Genomic DNA, 19,016 nt, shown 5'->3' on the forward strand with positions numbered 1-19,016 from the left:
TAGAATTAGTCGTGCCTTTTCGAAAAAAGTTACATTTTTTTTAATGGCAACAGGAAAATAAAAGACGTGCCTTCCCCCACCTTGCTTTCAGCGTAAATTTGTCCGCCATGCGCTTTAATGATGTTGCTGGCTATCGCCAATCCAAGCCCTGTGCCTCCTTTGCCGAGCGTTCTGGCTTTGTCGGCCTTGTAAAAGCGTTCGAAGACGTATTCCAGATCTTCCTCCGGTATCCCCACTCCCGTATCAGAGACGGAGATTTTTGCATATCCCTGGTCCTGTTCCACCAGAACACTGACTTCACCGCCGGACGGTGTATGGCGTATGGCGTTATCAATGAGGTTGGTCATAACCTGTTCAATTCTGTCTTCATCCAATTCAGCCGCAGCCCAGTCGTCCATCGTTGTCGCAAACGACAGATTCAATCCGTTCTCTTTGGCGATTTGGGAAAATTTATAGGTCATTCTTTCAATGATGCTATTGAGCTGGACGATTTCTTTATACAATCGCATATGTCCGGATTCCATACGGGCCAAATTCAACAGGTCTGTGACCAAGCGGCCCATACGCTGAGATTCTTCGTAAATGATTTTGGTCATTTCTTTCCGTTCTTCTTCCGTTGCCCCCACATCATCCAGCAAAGCTTCGCTGTATCCCTGAAGCATGGCAATCGGCGTACGAAGTTCATGGGACACATTGGAAACAAAGTCTTCCCGCAATTTTTCCAGGCGATGCTGCTCGGTCATATTGCGTAAAACGACTACTGCCCCTCGGATTGATTCACCGCTGTAGAGCGGACTGAGGCTGATGGCGTAATAAGCGCCTTCCATTTCAAGCTCCTCTTCGATCTCTTCCTCCAGTTCCAGGACATGATCGAGCATATGAAGCATCTCAGGCGGCAAAGATTCATCCATTGAACCATCTTTTTTCAAGAACCATTGCTGTATCAGCTTTTCTGCCGGGGGGTTGCTCAACAAAATTGTCCGGTCCTGATTAAATGTGATCACCGCATCAGCCATTGAAGTCAATATGCTGGAAAGCTGTTCTTTTTCCTGATTGATGACTTCCACATGATGTTTCAACTGTCGGCCCATCTGGTTGAAAGCAGTCGCCAATTGGCCGATTTCATCGCTTGAAGCCGCACGTACTTTTGTATCGAAATTCCCTTTTGCCAATTCAAAAGCGCCTTCCCGCATTTTCCTGAGCGGCAAAGTGATGCGCGTGGACAGAAAGAATGCAAAGAACGTAGTAAGGAGAAATGCGATGAAAGCTGAGAGAAAAACGATATTCGTCGTTCTGTTGGCTGTGCGGTCCATCACTTCAAGTGACTGATAGATAAAAACGGTGCCATGTACTTCTTCACCTGTATTTATCGGACTGGCCAAAACAATATACGCCTCCATGCGGTCTTCTTCAGACAGTGACGGCAAAAGCATCTCTTTCATGACTGTTTCATCCGTTTCGAACACTTTTTGAAAATCCGGCTCATTCAAAATAGCTTCGCGGACTTCTTCACCGTTAAGCCCTTCGTGGATAAAATATGTACTTTCATGAGGAGCTTCTGCAATAACGGCGTTGGTTTCGGGGCCAAGAATATCATTGATGACCGTCAGCGAAATATCCATTTCCCCATGCTGATTAAAAATCCGGGCAATCGTCGCAGCTTCCTGGTTCAAGGCTTCTTCAACTGTCTCGCTGTGATAGTTCCCCAGAAACTCCAGAAGCAATATCGTCACAATAAACAAGACAAAGGAAACGAGAAGCAGTATGGTGATCCACAGCTTCCCGACAATACTATTCCATATTCTATTCATTGCCTACCTCGAATTTATAGCCTACGCCCCACACCGTCACGATCATTTTTGCGGCGGCTTCGGATACGCGGTTCAACTTTTCCCTTAAACGCTTTACATGGGTGTCCACTGTCCGCAGATCACCGAAAAAGTCATAATGCCATACTTCTTTCAGCAAATGCTCCCGGTCATACACTTTGTCTGGAGATTTTGCCAGAAAATACAGCAGCTCGTATTCTTTCGGCGTTAAATTCACTTCCACGCCGTCAGCGGTTACGCGGTGGGCATCGTGATCAATTGTCAAATGCGGAAATACGACCAGATCTTTTGAGACAGGCGAACTGTTAACCGGTGAATAAGCGGAAGAACGGCGTAAAATCGCTTTCACACGCAACACAACTTCGCGCGGGCTGAACGGTTTAACGATATAATCATCTGCTCCGGATTCAAAGCCCTGTACGCGGTTGGCTTCTTCTCCTTTTGCAGTCAGCATGATGATCGGTGTCATTTTCGTTTCACGGAGTTCGGCACTCACCTCAATGCCGTCTTTCTCAGGCATCATCAAGTCCAGCAGGATGCAATGATAATCTTTTTCCATTGCCATCTCCAAAGCCTGCACACCGTTTTCAGCTTCTTCCACTATGTATCCTTCACGCTCCAGATACATTTTCAGCAACCGGCGGATCCTTTCTTCGTCATCGACAACCAAAACCGTAATTTCCTCTGACATTGCAATCCCTCCACTTTCTTCTCTTATGTCCCATTGTAACGTCTAAAATCCCAAAAATAAATAAAAAGCCTTTTCCACTGTTGGAAAAGGCTTTATTTGTCCAGACTCCAGCACCTAGCCCCTCGAGTCGCTTCGGTCTTGCCGGTAATGGAAAAGAGCACCATTACCGGCAAGACCTCCAGCGCTGGTCGGAGGTCCGCAGGAAGCGGATCAGGTAAGCGTTGCGACAGGATGTTGCGATCTTAGCTTACCTTCTTCTTTTAGGTGCTTCCGCTTTTCTTAGTTACGCGTATGAATGCAAACCGGCGATGATCAAATTGACAGCCACCAAGTTGAACATGATGATGGCAAAACCGACAACCGCCAGCCATGCTGACTTTTCGCCCTGCCAGCCCTTGCCGAGCCGCAGATGCAGATATGCAGCATAGAACAGCCAAGTGATCAGAGCCCATACTTCTTTGGGATCCCAGCCCCAGAAGCGGGACCATGCGATTTGCGCCCAGATCATCGCAAATATCAAAGCCCCCAAAGAAAACAGAGGGAAACCGATGATGATCGATCTGTAGTTGATTTCATCCATTAAATTCAAGTTTACGTTTTTAACGAACGGCTGGAAAATCGCTGTCACACGTTTTCTCGCGATCAAACGGATCAGCCAGTACAGAATCGTCCCCACTATAAAGGACCATGTGACGGTCGTCAATTTGCCGGCATTGATCACAGCTGGCGTTTCAGCAAGCGGCGTCATGGCGTCATCTGTCAGTGCCACATATTCGTTCATTCCGAAGATAGGGGGCATATTATATGTGATTTCTGCGGGTTGGCCTTCTTTATCGACATATTCAAAATTTGCCTCATAATTTGTCAAAGAGAAATACGTACTCGAAATGACAAATCCAAGCACCAGGATCAACGAGTACATGATGGCTTCAAGCCAAAAGCGCTGTTTCGAGTTTTTCGACAAATCCACCACTTTCAACAGGTAAACCAAACCGGCAGCCGCACTGATCGCCAGAACCCCTTCAGCAACCACCACAGTACTCACGTGGATCGCCAGCCAATTTGACTGGAGAGCCGGTATTAACGGACTTACTTCGCTCGGGAACATGCTGGCAAAAGCGATGATCAGCAAAGCGACTGGCAACACGACCATGCCGAGTACCGGTGTCTTATATAAGAGATACAACAGGATGAATCCGCCAACAAGGGTCATTCCAAAAGCTGTCGTAAATTCGAACATATTGCTGAGTGGAGCATGACCAGTTGCGCCCCATCGGGTAAAGAAATAACCCAAATTGGCGATAAATCCGATCACTGTGAGGGTAATGGCCACTTTGCCCCACCGTTTTTCTGATTTAAACGATCCGTTCTTATTCCCTTTTACCGCTCCCCCAAAAACGAATGTCGCAATCAGGTAAGCGATAAAAGCCACATATAATAAATTTGCACTCAAGTCAGCTAAGCTCATGTCAATTCAGCACCTTTCTTGTCATCTTGTTCCCTGGTCTCTTCCTGCTGGTCCTGATAAGCCGGAAGTGATGCAAACTCAGAAACTTGATCAAGATCTTTTTTCAAACCAAACCAGTTTTTATTCGTGTGGCCTGCCAGGATGACCGTTCCATCCTCCTGTTGCTGGATCCAGAAACGGCGATGGTTAAAGTACATGCCCTGTGCCACACCGATCATAAAGATCAAGCCGCCCAGCCCCAAAATCGGCAGGGTTTTATCTTTGCGGATCGTTAAACCGGAAACATCGCGTGTTTCGACATTTTGAAAGCTTAGTTTATATTGGTTTTCCCCGAAAGGTTCAATCGTTTCCTGTATTAAGATGAAGCTTGTTTCACCTTCAGGCGTTTCGGGAGTCGTCATTTCCACCAGAAATCCAGGATTGTTCGGAAGAGGAGTCGCCGTTTGGGGTTCTCCATTGTCGAATCCATCAAAATCAGGGTAATAACCGAGCAATTCCACAGTAGCTCCATTTTCCAGTTCATAAAACTCATCCGGATTGATCAAATCGATTGTCAACTCACCGAAAGATTCCTCTGTTTCTTTATCGGTCAGCGCAAACGTCATGGATTTCAATTCGTCGAGTCGGAAATCCATCTGATAAACTGCATATCCGTCAAATTTCAAAGGCTGGTTTACACGGATCGGATATTCATCCACCACTTCCATATCGTCTGTTGCACCTGGAAGGCTGTCTTCCGGTTTCTGATACAGTACAACATCGGTCTGGTAGTTTTTCGCAACATTTCCTACACGTTCAATCGCTTCCCCGAAAACTGCCTCCTCGTCTTCACCCGTATAGGTTTCCAACTCGAAGTTTTGGCTCTCGATGAAATAACCCGGTGCATCCGGGATTGCACGCGTTTCACCTTCTCTGATCCATAGCGTTTCATCCACATAAAATCCTGGAATCATGCGCAGCATGACGCCAAAAAGAAAAATAATCAACCCGATGTGGTTGACATAGGGGCCCCATCTGGAAAACCGGCCTTTTTCAGCAAGAAGGCCATTTTTGTCTGTGGACACATTGTATTTCAATTCTTTCAGTTTCGCTTCCGCTTTTTTCATCGTGTCTTCGTTGCCGGGCCCTTTGCCGTATATGCGCTGTTTGTTCATAAAGCTTACGTGGCGAAGTACACGCTGATTTTTCAACGACCGATACAAAGGCACAAACCGGTCCAGGCTGGCCACGATTAGTGAAATAGCAAGCATTCCCACCAAGGCGATAAACCAGAACGAGCTGTAGAGATCATGAAATCCCAATGCGTGATAAATTTGTCCGGGAACTCCGTATACATCGGCATAATAAGCCTTAATCGTCGCTTCTGTATTGGCCGGGACATATGCCTGCTGCGGAAGTATTGTACCGATTGACGCTGCAACCAGCAATACTACAATAATACTGACTCCTATTTTGACACTGGAAAAGAAATTCCATATCTTATCAACAATCGATTTATTGTATGTCTGCGATCTTCTGGCTGTTCCTTCGTATCTCATATCCGCCAATGTGTTGTTCTGTTCTTTTTCAGTCAAAGACCGCCCGCACGACTCACATAAGTCCGTTCCGGGCGGGTTCACATGACCGCATTGACATTGCACCTTCTCCATTCGAAAAACTCCTTATTCAGGCTTGATCGAAGCCATATATGATTCAATATCCTGTTCCGTCATTTCACCTGTGATGATTTTTTCAACCTTGCCTTCCGGATTTACCAGTACAGTCGTGGGCAATGGGTTGATATTATAGGCAGACATGACGCTTTTCGATTTGTCGATGACAACCGGAAAAGACAAACCATACTGATCAGCAAACGACTGGACTTCAAAATCGGATTGGGCAATATTCACAGCTAAGACATGGACACCCTGCTCTTTGTAGACTTCATACTGGCGATCCATGGCAGGCATTTCCTTGGCACACGGCTTGCACCAGGTCCCCCAGAAATTCAGAAATACACCTTCTCCCTGATAGTCTGACAATCGATGCTGTTCGCCTTCCAAATCCACAAGAACGAAATCCGGTGCCTCGTCTCCGACTTTCAGCAAACTGACATCTTCTGCCGTTACACTGTTGTAAATCGTGTATCCGATCGCTGCAATCAGCACGAGCAGAATAGCTGACCTCATAATGGCTCTGTTTCTTTTTTTATTTTTTTTGTTGCTGTTTTTGTCGTTCAATGTCCTTCCTCCTTCGAGGCTTGAATGCAAATCCAATTATAGCAAAGTTTCCAGACACAAAAGAACGGAGTTTTGAAGGGTTTGTGAACGTTAATGACGCTTTCCGGTTTCTGCCATCACTCGCAGCAGTTTCACTTCATGCGCTGTTAACTCTCTTGATTCTCCTGCATTCAACCCGTGCAATGTTAAAAAGGCAAATTGTTCGCGGCTCAGTTTCTGGACCGGATAGCCAATCGCTTCGAACATTCTGCGTACTTGGCGGTTTCTGCCTTCGTGTATTGTAATCTGGACGATGGCTTTGTTTTGTTTTTTGTCGCTCGACAGCATTTTCACTTTAGCAGGAGCAGTCATGCCGTCTTCGAGCTTGATGCCACGCTCCAATTTTTGAAGGTCTTCTTTTGCAGGAATGCCTTTTAAACGAGCAACATATGTTTTATCAATTTCAAACTTCGGGTGAGTCAGCAAATTGGCGAACTCACCGTCATTTGTCATAATCAACAGGCCTGATGTATCGTAATCCAGCCGTCCGACCGGATAAATCCGCTTTTCCACATGCTCAAAAAAGTCAGTGACCACTTTGCGGTTTTTATCATCAGTCACCGCAGAAATAACACCGCGCGGTTTATATAGTAAATAATAAACTTTTTGTTCTTTTTCAAGTTGTACGCCTTCCACTTCGATGGTGTCATTGGAAGATACTTTCGTCCCCAATTCTTTGACTACTTTGCCATTCACTCTGACTTTCCCATCCAATATCATCTGCTCCGCCTTGCGTCTTGAAGCCACGCCTGCATGCGCAAGCATCTTTTGTAATCTCTCCATAAGTTCACCTCATTGAATTTTTCCTTTGGCCGTTCGTTCCTCTCGGAATTATGGCACATTTTCACGAAAAGCGAAAGCGCTTCGCTCTGTCCCGACAGGCTTAAGGCAGAACACGCAGGAAATCCTGATTTCCGCTTGCTACGATAAACAAAAAAGCCCCTGGGAAGATTAGTCACCATAGTCAAAGAAACTATGTGTCAAATCAGTCCAGGAGCTTGATAGTGTCATCACCGTCGGAACGTTAGCACGATTGACAAAATAAAAAGATAAAATAAGTATGGTCAGATTATAGCCTACTTAATATACTAGGTCAAAAAGATTTCTGGTTTAAATTTAATAACTTTACTATTGTAAATATAAATGGAGCAGCTCAATTGTAAAAGCGAGCTGCTCCATTCGTTCCTCGATACCTCTTCCTTTCTGGGTGTTGCTTTTAGTGTTACAATTTGTCAAGTTTATTTCTTATTCAAACAATTTGCCTTTACTATACTTTCGCATAACTTTGATCAATTCTTTTTCATTTAGCGAAGAAACTAAACCGACATAAATATCCCCCGATTTATATTTTAGAGTTGTAATTGGAGTTCCGCCGGCATTGGAATAAGTAGCTACTTCATAATTTAAATTACCATGCTTTTCTTGTCTCCATTCACTATCTTGAACATCTGCAATAATAACTGGAACGTCTTGTTGAATAATTGAAACTAACTCACCTGTTTTTTTGTGTACGAATTGGTCCGTAATTGCTCCAACAACTTTGATTGAACTATCTGACTTCCTGAAATCTTCGCTCATAAGAAATGAAATAGCATCTGAGCTAGTTTGAATTTCTTCAGGCACTTCAGCTTCATCTACATTGACTGGTAACGAATCGGAAGACATCGAGCGGCTATTCCCTCCAACAAAAAATAATTGGTGCACTTCTGTGTCACATACCGCAGAGTTTTGAAGTCCAGATATCGTGGAGCTAATTGCTGCTGCTGCTCGATTTACTGAACCTAAAGGAATGCTTCTATTCCAAGTATTTGGATACGAGTCTCCAGCATATAAACGGTCAGCATAGTAAGGACTCTTATACACAATAGTATTGGAGTTTTCGGTATTATAGGACATTCCTATCCCACCTGTAACAGCGCCTTTACTGATAGATGTTATTCTAAGGTTATCACTTCTTAAATAAAAATTTGATAGATTAAAAGAACCATAAGTGTAACTATGCATAGTATTGTAAACCCCATTACACTGACTGGCTACGGTTCCGGAAATTGAATTATATCTAGTTACAGATCCGCCAGTTCCTGAACTCGACAAATAAGTACCCCATGTTTTACCATTTCCTGTCGCTAAAGAAGTACTTGGAAAAATTGACAAAGTTAAGATTAAACTCAATATGAGAAAAACTATTTGTTTTAACTTCATTTTTTCCCTCCTATTTCCATTTTTGGGTCCAACTTAATAATACCTCATATGGAAACTAAATACAACGAATATTCAGAATTTTTACTAATATTTCTTAATAATTAAAAAATGGAACTATTAGAAAGTAGTTCCACTTTTTATGATTAGTACACCTTGTAGTTGAAGTTCATTAACAAGTATCAATTTCTAGCCGTACTATTCATCTAATTCAATTATTATATTTTCATCGTACCGCTCGTCGTTTTCTTTCCAGCTTATGTTAATGTCTATTTCCTTGGTAACTTTTAAATAACCTAGTAAACCTTTATCTGACAAGTTGAACTCTAAACTATTACTTGAAGATAATTCGTTGAAATCCCTGATAGCAAAACCTGATTCGCCTATTTCAACGGGTATGGTAATCACAACATTGTTTACTTCATCGGAATTATCACCCAAGTATTCAAATGTTCCCAGAGCTTCCTCCTTTATTTCATCGTTAATATCATGCTCTTGAATATCCAGTTTCCCCTTCCAGTTAGCACTTTCCCCCTCTAATTTATAAGAGCTGTTCGAACTTTCAGCGCAACCATGCAAAAGTAAAACAATTAAAAATAATATCAATATTTTTTTCATCTTATACCTCCTAGAAAGTATTTACCAAGTTAATTAGCGGTCCTTATTACATAAGAGGAAAAAATAATGGAATGTTAAATATGACTCAACAATGACAATTTCTATTATTTTCTATTATATCTGATAGTTAAATTACTACAACTATATAAGGTGAACTTAAGATGTTAACCATTTTATTAAAAGATATGGAGCAAAACAGCGGAGACTCCCACAGGAAAGCGCACTTTTTTGCGGAATATCGGCGATAACCATTAAGTTCCACTTACATAATACGCCTATTTCAATCCATTCTGTAAGCCGCTCCAGATTGGCTTTTCCGTGCTTCAAAAAGAAACCAAATGATTTCTCATTCATCAGCTGCTCAATGTCATACTCGTTTGCTTTTTAGATAAATAAAAGAAGACTGTCCATTGTCCAGTCTCCCCCCGAAATCCTGCTACGCATTCACTTCTTCTTTAAACGTTTCCTGAAATCTGGTCATGAACAAATCGGAATCTTCCTCGTCCTGTTCCTGTCCCGGCTCTTCAGGCAAAGCGGGAAGTTCCTCCAGGCTGTTCAACCCGAAATAATTCAAAAACTCGTTAGTGGTGCCATATAAAATAGCTCTTCCTGTTCCTTCTGCACGGCCTGTCTCCTGGATCAACCCTTTCGCAGTCAATGTATGAAGCGGCTTTTCACTTTTCACACCCCGCAGATCCTCAATTTCCAGGCGGGTAAGTGGCTGTTTATAGGCGACAATCGCCAACACTTCCAATGAAGCTTGCGACAGGGCTTGAGGTGTCGGGTTTTCCGCCAGCTTCTGGATGGTGTCGGCGACTTGCTTTTTGGTGGCAAGCTGATAAACTCCGGCCATTTCTTTTACCGTGATGCCGCTCGCGGCGTCTCCGTACCTTTCCGCCATCCCTTTCAAAGCTTCCTTTATTTCCTGTTCTTCCGCTTCTGTTAAAAACTGCAATTGTTTCATCGTCATTCCGTCATCTCCTGCAACGAATAACAACGCTTCTATTTTACTCGAAAGAGTCGTCTTCATAGTTCCACGTATCCTTTCTGAGCTCCACCATTAAATCTGTAAAATTCTTTTCCTGTTCCACTTGTATGACTTGCCGTTTCATCAATTCCAGCACGGACAAAAAAGAAACCACCAATACGGATTTATCGTTGGAAGGGAACAGTTCCGCAAATGATGTCCGGCCTTTTGTGGTTTTCAAGCGATTTACGATGAAAGTCATTTGATCTTTTATGGAAATTTCCTGTCGGGCAACACGTGCGGACAGTGGCGCTTTCAACTGTTTGCGCCGCAGCATTTTCTGGAAAGCTGCCAGCATATCATAGGCATTCACTTCCAGATCCGGATTTTCAACCGCCTCTGCCTGCTGGTATGCTGACAAATCCGTGGGAGCCTTGGTGTAGATGATGGAACGGTTCATTTCCAGCTCCTTCAACTGTAGGGATGCCTCTTTAAACTTCCGGTATTCAACCAATCGTGAAACCAGTTCTTCCCGCGGATCTTCTTCCACATAGTCGTAATCAAGATCTTCCATATCGCTTTCATGGACCGGCAATAAGGTTTTGCTTTTGATTGCCAGCAAAGTGGCTGCCATGACCAGGTATTCACTTGCTTCGTTCAATTCCAGCACTTGCATGGCCCGGATGTGTTCCATATACTGTGAAGTGATTTGGGAAACAGGAATATCATAAATATCGATTTCCAAACGGTGTATTAAATGCAATAATAAATCGAGAGGCCCTTCAAAAGCCTGCACTTTCACTTCATAAGACATGTTTCGCCACCTGACTGTTCAATAATACTGACTATATTATAGTAGAAAGGGGATTAAAATGCACCCACTCCACCATCCGCTGTTTCTGCAATACATTATTTACTTCAATATGGAAAAGGATTATTTCGAATGCCATGAAGTCGGCGAAGAATACTGGAAAATCGTGGCACCGAAAAACAAAACCCATCCATTGACCGGCTGGATCCAATTGGCTGTCGGCATGTACCACTGGCGAAGAAGCAATTACCCAGGTGCCTTGCGGTCATTTATCCGTGCAAAAGTGAAATTGGCCAACAAAGGAGTATGGGTGGAAGGTTTCAACCACGAAAAATTGCTGGAGCTTCTTACTTATTCGATCGAGGCGGTAACGGAGCGAAAACCATTCGAAGCTTACGAAATCCCGTTGACTTCTTTGCAGTTGAAGCAAATGGCCGACGAGTACAAAGCTGAACATCCACCGGCTGAACACGATCCATATTTTTTAATGCATAAGCATCGCTTGCGGGATCGTTCTTCCATCATCAGTCTGCGGGAGCAAAAAAAAAGGCGGAACCTTTAAATCAAAGTTCCGCTTTTTTTTCTGGACATTTTTTCAAAAATGGTTCCGTATCTTTTGTGGCACGCATTTCCCGACCCTGCATGATCTGTTGGATCTTCTCCACCATTGCGTGGCCGATTCCTTCCCCTCTATGGGAAGGATTGACCGATACGTGATGGACAGTGAAAAATCCCTCTTCCACTTCCACACCCAGCAAACCGACAAAGTCATCTCCTTTTTTCCAGAGATAAAGCTGCCAACCCGGGTTCTCTTCGTATATATGCATCGTTTGCTGCAATTTTTTCAGTTCACGCTCTTTAGGCATGAAAGACAATAACCCCATAGCGATCTTTTCAAATGATTTCTTATATCTGATTAACATAATCAAATCCCTCATTTTCGTCTTAAAGCGGCTTTATTCATCCTACTATAAAGCGACCGATAACTCAAGTCTCTCCAAATCAGCCACCGACGACGTTATCAGCGAAGAAAAACCAGTATACGACTCCCCAAGCCATTGCCATCAGGAAAATAAAAATCAGCAGCAATACGTTTGACCTTTTCATCGGCGGGTCACCTGAGGATTGTATGAAACATCCTGCTTGATCAAATCTTCATAGCTTTCGCGCTTGATGACCAGCTGGTGTTCCCCATTTTCCACGAAGACAACAGCTGGACGCGCCAGACGATTGTAATTGCTCGCCATCGAGTAACCGTAAGCCCCTGTACAGAACATACTCAGGATATCACCGGGTTCTGCTGCCGGTAATTGTGCCTGTTCAATCAGCTTGTCACCGGATTCACAGCATTTTCCGGCTACTGTATATTGTTTCGTCAATTCGGCATTTGCTTTATTGGCCAGCAGCGAACTGTATTTGGCACCATACAGGGCAGGACGGATATTGTCTGACATCCCTCCGTCCACGGCGATGTATTGCCGCGTGCCAGGTACTTCTTTCGTGGAACCGACTGTGTACAACGTCGTGCCGGCGTCTCCGATCAGCGAGCGGCCAGGTTCGATCCAAATTTCCGGAACGTCAAACCCAGCATCAGCTGAAACGGTTTTGACCGTCTGAATCATTTCTTTCACGTATTCGGAAGGCGCCAATGGCTGGTCTTCTTCTGTATAGCGGATCCCGAACCCACCGCCTAAATTAAGGACGGGGCATGTATACTCATACTGTTCTTTCCATTCCGCCATTTTCTTGACCAGCTTCTCAGAAGCCATGCGGAATGCAGCCGTATCAAAAATCTGTGAACCAATATGGCAATGAAGACCCATGACTTTCAGAAACGCGTGATGAACCGTTTCGGCGAATGCTTTGTCTGCCTGCCCATTATTCAAGTCAAAACCGAATTTTGAATCTTCCTGACCAGTCGTAATGTAGTCATGTGTGTGTGCTGAGATACCCGGCGTGACACGGAGCAATATGTTCATTGGCCGTTCCAGCTGTTCGGATAGCTTCTTCAACTGATCAATTTCATAAAAATTATCGACAACGATGCAGCCGATTTCTTCTTCAAAAGCCATCCGCAGTTCCGCTTCGCTTTTATTGTTGCCATGGAAATGAATTTTCTCTTTTGGAAAGCCGGCTTTGATCGCCGTGTACAATTCGCCTCCGGAGACTACATCGAGTGACAGGTTTTCTTCAGCAGCCACCTGGTAGATGGCGATGCTCGAAAAAGCTTTACTGGCGTAGGCAACCTGGTAGCCGATTTTCTGCTGTTCGAATGTTTGCTGAAATGCTCTGGCCCGCTCACGGAACAACTGGATATCGTAGACGAAAAGCGGGGTTCCATATTCTGTTGCCAACTCCACCGTATCGGTGCCGCCGATTGTCAAATGGCCTTTGGCATTAATTGTTTGTGTACCATATAAATGCATATTACTCCTCCTGATGTACAAAAATGGGGTATGTGAAAAATCTTGCTGAGAAATACCCCAGCAAGACAGGAAACTATTCCGTGATCACAGCTGAAATAAGCTGTGGCTTATCAACTGGTTCTTTTGTAAATTCAATGCTATTATATAACATTTCCATGCATTCTGCGAGTTCTTCAGTATTTGCATGGATGGTCGCAAGAGCCTCTCCTTTGCGTACGAAATCCCCCACTTTTTTGTGCAGCACGATGCCGACAGCCAAATCGATCTCCGAATCCTTGGCCGCCCGCCCCGCCCCGAGAACCATAGCGGCGGTGCCGATTTCATCTGCTTCCATGAAAGAAATATAACCTTCCTGCTGAGACAGAAGCTGTTCCGTCACTTTGGCCTGAGGCAGCAATTCCGGATTTTCCACCACTTTCGAATTGCCTCCCTGGCTTTCGATCAACTGTTTAAACATCTGCAGGGCCTGGCCAGTTTCCATGGCTTTCTCGAGCATGGAACGGGCTTCTTCGAGCGTCGATGCCTTGCCGCCAAGAACAACCATTTGGCTGCCGAGCACTAAGCAAAGTTCCGTCAAATCTTCAGGTCCTTTGCCCTGCAATGTATCAATTGCCTCTTTCACTTCGAGAGCATTGCCGATCGCAAAGCCAAGCGGCTGGCTCATATCCGAAATGATGGCCATCGTCTTTCTCCCTGTCGCATTGCCGATCGATACCATGGCATGCGCTAACTTCTCTGCATCTTCAGCCGTTTTCATAAAAGCCCCTTCGCCTGTCTTGACGTCCAGCACAATGGCATCGGCTCCGGCAGCGATCTTTTTGCTCATGATGGAACTGGCGATCAGCGGAATGCTGTTGACAGTGGCCGTCACATCACGCAAGGCGTACATCTTTTTATCAGCAGGTGTTAAATTGCCGCTTTGGCCGACGACCGCCAATTTTTTATCGTTTACTTGTTGGATGAACTCATCAGTAGTAAGTTCGACGTGGAAGCCTTCAATCGCTTCCAATTTGTCAATCGTCCCTCCTGTATGCCCGAGACCCCGACCACTCATCTTAGCGACCGGTACACCACATGCCGCCACCAGGGGACCCAGCACAAGGGTGGTTGTATCTCCGACACCGCCTGTCGAATGCTTATCGACTTTGATTCCCTGAATTGCGGACAAATCGATGCGATCACCCGAATCGACCATTGCCAGTGTCAATGCCGCCCGTTCATTTTCTGTCATGTCCTGAAAATAGACTGCCATCAGAAAGGCACTCATTTGGTAATCCGCAATGTCACCAGCTGTATAACCGGAAATGACAAATTGAATCTCTTCATCCGACAGTTCGAAACCGTCTCTTTTTTTCTCAATCAGGTCAACCATTCTCATGGAACAAAACCGCCTTTGTCAAAGTAATTTTGAAAGAAAGCTGTTGCCGAACTTCGGCAGTGGAGCTGAAAAGTTATCAGCGACCGATGCGCCGATATCTGAAAACGTTTCTCTTAGTTCCAATTCTTGGCCACCTTTGAAACGAGGCGAGTACGCCAATAGCGGCACAAATTCGCGTGTGTGGTCTGTACCATGGAACGTGGGATCATTGCCATGGTCAGCAGTCAGAATCAATAAGTCGTCTTCTTCCAAAAGCTCCAGCACTTCGGGAAGGCGACGATCAAATGCCTCCAGGGCAGCGCCGTAGCCTTGCGGATCCCGCCGATGGCCGTACAACGCATCAAAATCGACCAAGTTCAAAAAGCTTAAGCCGTTAAACGGTTCTTTTGCTACTTGGACCAGTTTGTCCATACCGTCCATATTGTCTTTTGTCCGAAGCGCTTTTGTGACACCCGCTCCATTGTAGATATCGTCGATTTTACCGATGGCAATTACGTCTTTTCCGATATCTTTCAATTCATTCATGACGGTTCTGTCAAAAGGTGTCAAAGCATAATCATGGCGGTTGGAAGTCCGTTTGAAAGCCCCCGGCACACCAACGAACGGACGTGCAATGACCCGTCCCACCAGGTGTTCCGCTTCCAGTGTCAATTCACGGGCGATTTCACATATTTTGTACAGCTCTTCCAGCGGCACCACTTCTTCGTGCGCAGCAATCTGGAGAACGGGATCAGCAGATGTATAGACGATGATGGCACCTGTCTCCATATGCTCTTTTCCAAGCTCGTCCAGAATTTCTGTACCGCTCGCCGGTTTGTTGCCAATCACCTTACGGCCAGTTTTTTCTTCCAATTGATGGATCAATTGTTCCGGGAAACCGTTCGGATAGACTTTGAAAGGTGTATCAATGTTCAGACCCATAATTTCCCAGTGGCCGGTCATGGTGTCTTTGCCGACAGAAGCTTCCTGCATTTTTCCAAAATAGGCCGCCGGCGTATCTACTGGCGTTAAGCCTTTGACAGGAACAATATTTGCCAACCCGAGTTTCTCCATGTTCGGCATATACAATCCACCGGTTGCTTCTGCGATATGACCCAGCGTATCAGCTCCCACATCTCCGAAAGCTTCTGCGTCCGGTGCTTCGCCGATGCCCACCGAGTCCAATACGACGAGATGAATACGTTTAAAAGGTTTAATTGTCATAGTCTTTCCTCCTTGTTTACGCTCCTATCGTACCATAATTTCCCTTCTTGTCGGAAGTCTGACCTGTTTCAGGCCCGGGGATGAAATTGAGAGTAAACGTCTTTTAATCTGGTTTTGCTGACATGCGTATAAATTTGAGTGGTCGAAATATCCGCGTGACCCAGCATCTCCTGAACCGCCCGCAAATCTGCTCCATTTTCAATCAAATGGGTGGCAAATGAATGTCTCAGTGTATGGGGCGTCAATTCTTTCTGGATTCCCGCTTTTTGTGCATGCTGTTTCAGCAATTTCCAGAACCCTTGCCTCGTTAACCGTTTACCCCGTTGGTTGATAAACAAAGCATCCGTTTTCTCACCGGCTTTCACCAATTCATTTCTGGCGTTCTCCAAATAGGCCTGGCATACATTCAGCGCCGATTTTCCCAGAGGGATTATCCGCTCTTTGCCACCTTTTCCGGTGCAACGGACAAAGCCCATTGTCAAATGGACATCAGTTATATCCAGATTGATGCATTCACTGACTCTCATTCCACTGGCATATAAGAGTTCCAGCATCGCCTGGTCACGTAAGCCGCTCGGTTTCGAGGTAATGGGTGCTTGTATCAGCGCATCCACTTCTTCAATTGATAAAATGGTCGGAAGTTTTTTCTCCATTTGAGGCATTTCCAGATGAACAGTCGGATCCTGGTCAACGACACGCTCCCGGATCAGAAACTGATGAAAAGACCGTATCGAAGAAATATGCCGGGCCACTGTCCTTGGTGTTTTGGTCGTCTCTTTCAAATGACGAAGGTGATTCAGAATATGTACTCGTTCCACTTTGCGCAGTGAATCCAATTGCTCCACTTCTTTTAAGTAATGCAAATAGTTCTTTAAATCCCTTTCGTATGACAGCAATGTGTTGTCAGCCAATTGCCGTTCCACACGAAGGAAATGCAAATAATCATCCAACGCATCTTTTGCATACTTCATTCGTTACACCTCATTTTTTGAAATTGAAAAAGAAGGACGACCATCCTGGCCATCCTTCCTTTTGTGCATCGTTCATTCTGGCGATTGTTGGGAGCCGCTGTCATGACAGCGCCAGCAGATGCCATGGAAGGTAAGACGGTGGTCTTTTATTTGGAAGTTCCACCGTTTTTCAACGACGTTTTCCACATCTTCAAGCAAATCCTCCTGTATTTCATCTACAGCCCCGCATTCCAGACATACTAAATGATGATGAAAATGAGCTGCGCCTTCTTTGCGCAAGTCATAGCGTGATACTCCATCACCAAAGTTTATTTTATCGACAATCTTTAATTCCGTTAATAATTCCAATGTCCGGTACACTGTCGCCAATCCGATTTCCGGTGCTTTGTCCTTTACCAGCAGGTAGACGTCCTCAGCACTTAAGTGGTCCTCTTCATGCTCAAGCAAAACTCGAACTGTCGCTTCACGCTGTGGCGTCAATTTGTAACTCGCAGCGTGCAGTTGTTTTTTGATTCGATCAATCCTTGTTTCCATGTGACGCCCTCCCTCAAACTGTCCTTATTATATCAAAAGACTGTTCTCATTTACAAGAGCGGGCACCGCCATTTGATTAGAATCATTATAATTTAGGAATTGTTTTCATTCTCAATAGATAATCGTTGTTTAGCCCACAATACTGCAAAAGCCGTTTTGGCATCGAATATCCGGTTGTCTGCCATCATTTCTTCCGCTTCAGCAATCGGGACTTCCATCAATTCGACAAATTCGTCGTCGTCCAAAACCGCTTCGCTGGTAGACTTCTTCAGACCTTTCGCAAAAAAGACGTGAATGATTTCGTCGGCAAATCCCGGAGAAGTCGAAAAGGTTTGAACCAATTCCAAGTGGTCAGCTGTATATCCGGTCTCCTCTTCCAATTCGCGCATTGCTGTATATTCCGGCTTTTCTCCTTTTTCCAGTTTCCCAGCCGGAATCTCGATGATAGAGCGTTCCAGCGCTTTGCGGTATTGCTCTACCATAATAATTTTCTGATTTTCGGTTATGGCGATGATGGCTACAGCTCCCGGATGTTCGATTAATTCGCGTTTGGAGGTTTTACCGTTCGGCAAAGTGACGTCATCCACTTTCAAATTGATGATTTTCCCTTCGTATAAACGATTTGTATGTATGGTTTTTTCTTCAAACTTTTTCATAATTGCCTCCTTTTCGTTTGTGCTATTCTTACCGTCAAGTATACCATAGAAGGAACGACATAAACTTTGAGGTGACAATGTGAAAAAACAGTTTCTGGGAAACAGCGGCTTACAGGTAAGTGAGATCGGTTTCGGCTGCATGTCCTTGCCGACCGACTTGCAAGAAGCTTCCTTTATCATTGAAGAAGCGTTGTCTCACGGCATCAATTATTTCGACACAGCCGACCTGTACAACAAAGGAACAAACGAAGAACTTGTCGGACAAGCTTTGAAGAAACACAGGAACAATATTGTTCTTGCCACCAAAGTCGGCAATGAGTGGGACAAAAATTCGGACGAAGTAAAATGGAACGCGACCAAGCCTTATATCACAGAGCAGGTGCACCATAGCCTGCGGCGCCTGCAGACCGATTATATCGATTTGTACCAGCTCCATGGCGGCATGATCAGCGACAATGCGGAGGAAACGATCGATGCTTTCGAAACCTTGAAAAAAGAAGGGCTGATCCGTGCATACGGTATTTCTTCCATACGGCCGAATGTCATCAAACGCTTTTTGGAAACAAGCGATATCGCTTCCATCATGATGCAATACAGTCTTTTGGACCGCCGGCCGGAAGAATTTCTGGAACCCATCGGGGCTGCCGGGAAATCCGTTGTAACACGAGGCAGTTTGGCCAAAGGTTTGCTTACGAATGAAGGACTGAAACGGGCTGAAACGATGGACGGTTACTTAACGTACAGCTCAGACGAATTAAAAAATACGTTAAAAAAATTGCTGGATGTCCATGGAAACCTCCACGCTTTATCTTTGCACAGCGTGCTGGAGCAGGACACAGTGGCGTCTGTCGTCGCCGGCGCCAGTTCTGCACAGCAAATCAGAGATACCATATCGGCATATGAAACGGACGTTTCTGCTGAACAGATCGAGCAGGCAAAACAGCTGACCAAAGAAGACCGGTATGAGCAGCATCGTGATTGAACTCTTTTTCACGGCACTTGACTGC

19 protein-coding genes are annotated in these 19,016 nt (G+C 44.9%); 2 read left to right on the plus strand and 17 right to left on the minus strand.

Annotated elements, in window-relative coordinates; translation table 11 throughout:
* Positions 1-29: 29 nt before the first annotated feature.
* The 10 genes from EEX84_RS03635 to EEX84_RS03680 form a co-directional block, all read right to left on the minus strand.
* Positions 30-1,811: an ATP-binding protein gene (locus EEX84_RS03635; RefSeq protein ID WP_123164226.1), complete on the minus strand. Its 1,782-nt coding sequence runs from the start codon at positions 1,809-1,811 to the stop codon at positions 30-32.
* Positions 1,804-2,520 (minus strand): response regulator transcription factor, encoded by a 717-nt coding sequence (locus tag EEX84_RS03640; RefSeq protein WP_123164227.1) that lies wholly within the window; start codon positions 2,518-2,520, stop codon positions 1,804-1,806. The genes EEX84_RS03635 and EEX84_RS03640 overlap by 8 nt, the downstream gene beginning before the upstream one ends.
* Before the next feature lie 283 nt (positions 2,521-2,803).
* The gene (ccsB, locus tag EEX84_RS03645; RefSeq protein WP_123164228.1) at positions 2,804-3,988 is read right to left on the minus strand and encodes a c-type cytochrome biogenesis protein CcsB; all 1,185 of its coding nucleotides are present in this window, start codon (positions 3,986-3,988) and stop codon (positions 2,804-2,806) included.
* On the minus strand, positions 3,985-5,637 hold the full coding sequence (locus EEX84_RS03650; RefSeq protein ID WP_123164229.1) for a cytochrome c biogenesis ResB family protein: 1,653 nt from the start codon (positions 5,635-5,637) through the stop codon (positions 3,985-3,987). The genes ccsB and EEX84_RS03650 overlap by 4 nt, the downstream gene beginning before the upstream one ends.
* A gap of 12 nt (positions 5,638-5,649) precedes the next feature.
* A complete protein-coding gene (gene resA, locus EEX84_RS03655) occupies positions 5,650-6,207 on the minus strand; it encodes a thiol-disulfide oxidoreductase ResA (RefSeq protein WP_123164230.1) in 558 nt (185 codons plus the stop codon).
* Between the two features lie 90 nt (positions 6,208-6,297).
* Positions 6,298-7,029 carry a pseudouridine synthase gene (locus tag EEX84_RS03660; protein ID WP_123164231.1) on the minus strand — a complete coding sequence of 244 codons (732 nt, stop codon included), beginning with the start codon at positions 7,027-7,029 and terminating at the stop codon, positions 6,298-6,300.
* A 462-nt stretch (positions 7,030-7,491) separates the two neighbouring features.
* Positions 7,492-8,448, minus strand: a complete 957-nt coding sequence (locus tag EEX84_RS03665; RefSeq protein WP_123164232.1) for a hypothetical protein — start codon at positions 8,446-8,448, stop codon at positions 7,492-7,494.
* 195 nt (positions 8,449-8,643) lie between these two features.
* Complete coding sequence (locus EEX84_RS03670; protein WP_123164233.1) at positions 8,644-9,063, minus strand: hypothetical protein; 420 nt, start codon at positions 9,061-9,063, stop codon at positions 8,644-8,646.
* Between the two features lie 436 nt (positions 9,064-9,499).
* Positions 9,500-10,093, minus strand: a complete 594-nt coding sequence (scpB, locus tag EEX84_RS03675) for an SMC-Scp complex subunit ScpB (protein ID WP_123164234.1) — start codon at positions 10,091-10,093, stop codon at positions 9,500-9,502.
* Positions 10,071-10,844, minus strand: coding sequence for a segregation/condensation protein A (locus EEX84_RS03680; RefSeq protein ID WP_123164235.1), 774 nt, complete (start codon positions 10,842-10,844; stop codon positions 10,071-10,073). Before EEX84_RS03680 ends, scpB begins: the two co-directional genes overlap by 23 nt.
* 58 nt (positions 10,845-10,902) lie before the next feature.
* On the opposite strand from EEX84_RS03680, the gene EEX84_RS03685 reads away from it, so the two are divergent.
* Positions 10,903-11,403 (plus strand): DUF309 domain-containing protein, encoded by a 501-nt coding sequence (locus tag EEX84_RS03685; RefSeq protein WP_123164236.1) that lies wholly within the window; start codon positions 10,903-10,905, stop codon positions 11,401-11,403.
* 1 nt (position 11,404) lies between these two features.
* On the opposite strand, the gene EEX84_RS03690 is transcribed toward EEX84_RS03685, so the two are convergent.
* From EEX84_RS03690 to EEX84_RS03720, 7 genes are all read right to left on the minus strand, one after another.
* Entirely contained in the window at positions 11,405-11,764 is a 360-nt protein-coding gene (locus EEX84_RS03690; RefSeq protein ID WP_123164237.1) for a GNAT family N-acetyltransferase, read from the minus strand.
* Between the two features lie 180 nt (positions 11,765-11,944).
* Entirely contained in the window at positions 11,945-13,267 is a 1,323-nt protein-coding gene (gene lysA, locus EEX84_RS03695; protein WP_123164238.1) for a diaminopimelate decarboxylase, read from the minus strand.
* 73 nt (positions 13,268-13,340) lie between these two features.
* A complete protein-coding gene (locus EEX84_RS03700) occupies positions 13,341-14,645 on the minus strand; it encodes a pyrimidine-nucleoside phosphorylase (RefSeq protein ID WP_123164239.1) in 1,305 nt (434 codons plus the stop codon).
* Positions 14,646-14,663: 18 nt separating this feature from the next.
* On the minus strand, positions 14,664-15,848 hold the full coding sequence (gene deoB, locus EEX84_RS03705; RefSeq protein WP_123164240.1) for a phosphopentomutase: 1,185 nt from the start codon (positions 15,846-15,848) through the stop codon (positions 14,664-14,666).
* 68 nt (positions 15,849-15,916) lie between these two features.
* On the minus strand, positions 15,917-16,819 hold the full coding sequence (gene xerD, locus EEX84_RS03710; RefSeq protein ID WP_123164241.1) for a site-specific tyrosine recombinase XerD: 903 nt from the start codon (positions 16,817-16,819) through the stop codon (positions 15,917-15,919).
* 72 nt (positions 16,820-16,891) lie between these two features.
* Positions 16,892-17,353, minus strand: a complete 462-nt coding sequence (gene fur / locus EEX84_RS03715) for a ferric iron uptake transcriptional regulator (RefSeq protein WP_123164242.1) — start codon at positions 17,351-17,353, stop codon at positions 16,892-16,894.
* Between the two features lie 92 nt (positions 17,354-17,445).
* Positions 17,446-18,009 (minus strand): NUDIX domain-containing protein, encoded by a 564-nt coding sequence (locus EEX84_RS03720; RefSeq protein ID WP_123164243.1) that lies wholly within the window; start codon positions 18,007-18,009, stop codon positions 17,446-17,448.
* A gap of 79 nt (positions 18,010-18,088) precedes the next feature.
* Between EEX84_RS03720 and EEX84_RS03725 the strand changes: the two genes are divergently transcribed.
* Positions 18,089-18,991 carry an aldo/keto reductase gene (locus EEX84_RS03725; protein ID WP_123164244.1) on the plus strand — a complete coding sequence of 301 codons (903 nt, stop codon included), beginning with the start codon at positions 18,089-18,091 and terminating at the stop codon, positions 18,989-18,991.
* Positions 18,992-19,016: the final 25 nt, after the last annotated feature.

This window comes from Planococcus salinus (assembly GCF_003719725.1).
GTDB classification, from domain to species: Bacteria; Bacillota; Bacilli; order Bacillales_A; family Planococcaceae; genus Planococcus; species Planococcus salinus.

Coding starts and splice junctions, on each gene's coding strand:
- EEX84_RS03650 (WP_123164229.1), bottom strand. CDS start 5,637: ATGGAGAAGGTGCAATGTCAATGCGGTCATGTGAACCCGCCCGGAACG.
- scpB (WP_123164234.1), bottom strand. CDS start 10,093: ATGAAGACGACTCTTTCGAGTAAAATAGAAGCGTTGTTATTCGTTGCA.
- EEX84_RS03640 (WP_123164227.1), bottom strand. CDS start 2,520: ATGTCAGAGGAAATTACGGTTTTGGTTGTCGATGACGAAGAAAGGATC.
- xerD (WP_123164241.1), bottom strand. CDS start 16,819: ATGAAGTATGCAAAAGATGCGTTGGATGATTATTTGCATTTCCTTCGT.
- fur (WP_123164242.1), bottom strand. CDS start 17,353: ATGGAAACAAGGATTGATCGAATCAAAAAACAACTGCACGCTGCGAGT.
- EEX84_RS03660 (WP_123164231.1), bottom strand. CDS start 7,029: ATGGAGAGATTACAAAAGATGCTTGCGCATGCAGGCGTGGCTTCAAGA.
- ccsB (WP_123164228.1), bottom strand. CDS start 3,988: ATGAGCTTAGCTGACTTGAGTGCAAATTTATTATATGTGGCTTTTATC.
- EEX84_RS03700 (WP_123164239.1), bottom strand. CDS start 14,645: ATGAGAATGGTTGACCTGATTGAGAAAAAAAGAGACGGTTTCGAACTG.
- lysA (WP_123164238.1), bottom strand. CDS start 13,267: ATGCATTTATATGGTACACAAACAATTAATGCCAAAGGCCATTTGACA.
- EEX84_RS03665 (WP_123164232.1), bottom strand. CDS start 8,448: ATGAAGTTAAAACAAATAGTTTTTCTCATATTGAGTTTAATCTTAACT.
- EEX84_RS03690 (WP_123164237.1), bottom strand. CDS start 11,764: ATGTTAATCAGATATAAGAAATCATTTGAAAAGATCGCTATGGGGTTA.
- EEX84_RS03685 (WP_123164236.1), top strand. CDS start 10,903: ATGCACCCACTCCACCATCCGCTGTTTCTGCAATACATTATTTACTTC.
- EEX84_RS03680 (WP_123164235.1), bottom strand. CDS start 10,844: ATGTCTTATGAAGTGAAAGTGCAGGCTTTTGAAGGGCCTCTCGATTTA.
- EEX84_RS03670 (WP_123164233.1), bottom strand. CDS start 9,063: ATGAAAAAAATATTGATATTATTTTTAATTGTTTTACTTTTGCATGGT.
- EEX84_RS03635 (WP_123164226.1), bottom strand. CDS start 1,811: ATGAATAGAATATGGAATAGTATTGTCGGGAAGCTGTGGATCACCATA.
- EEX84_RS03720 (WP_123164243.1), bottom strand. CDS start 18,009: ATGAAAAAGTTTGAAGAAAAAACCATACATACAAATCGTTTATACGAA.
- deoB (WP_123164240.1), bottom strand. CDS start 15,848: ATGACAATTAAACCTTTTAAACGTATTCATCTCGTCGTATTGGACTCG.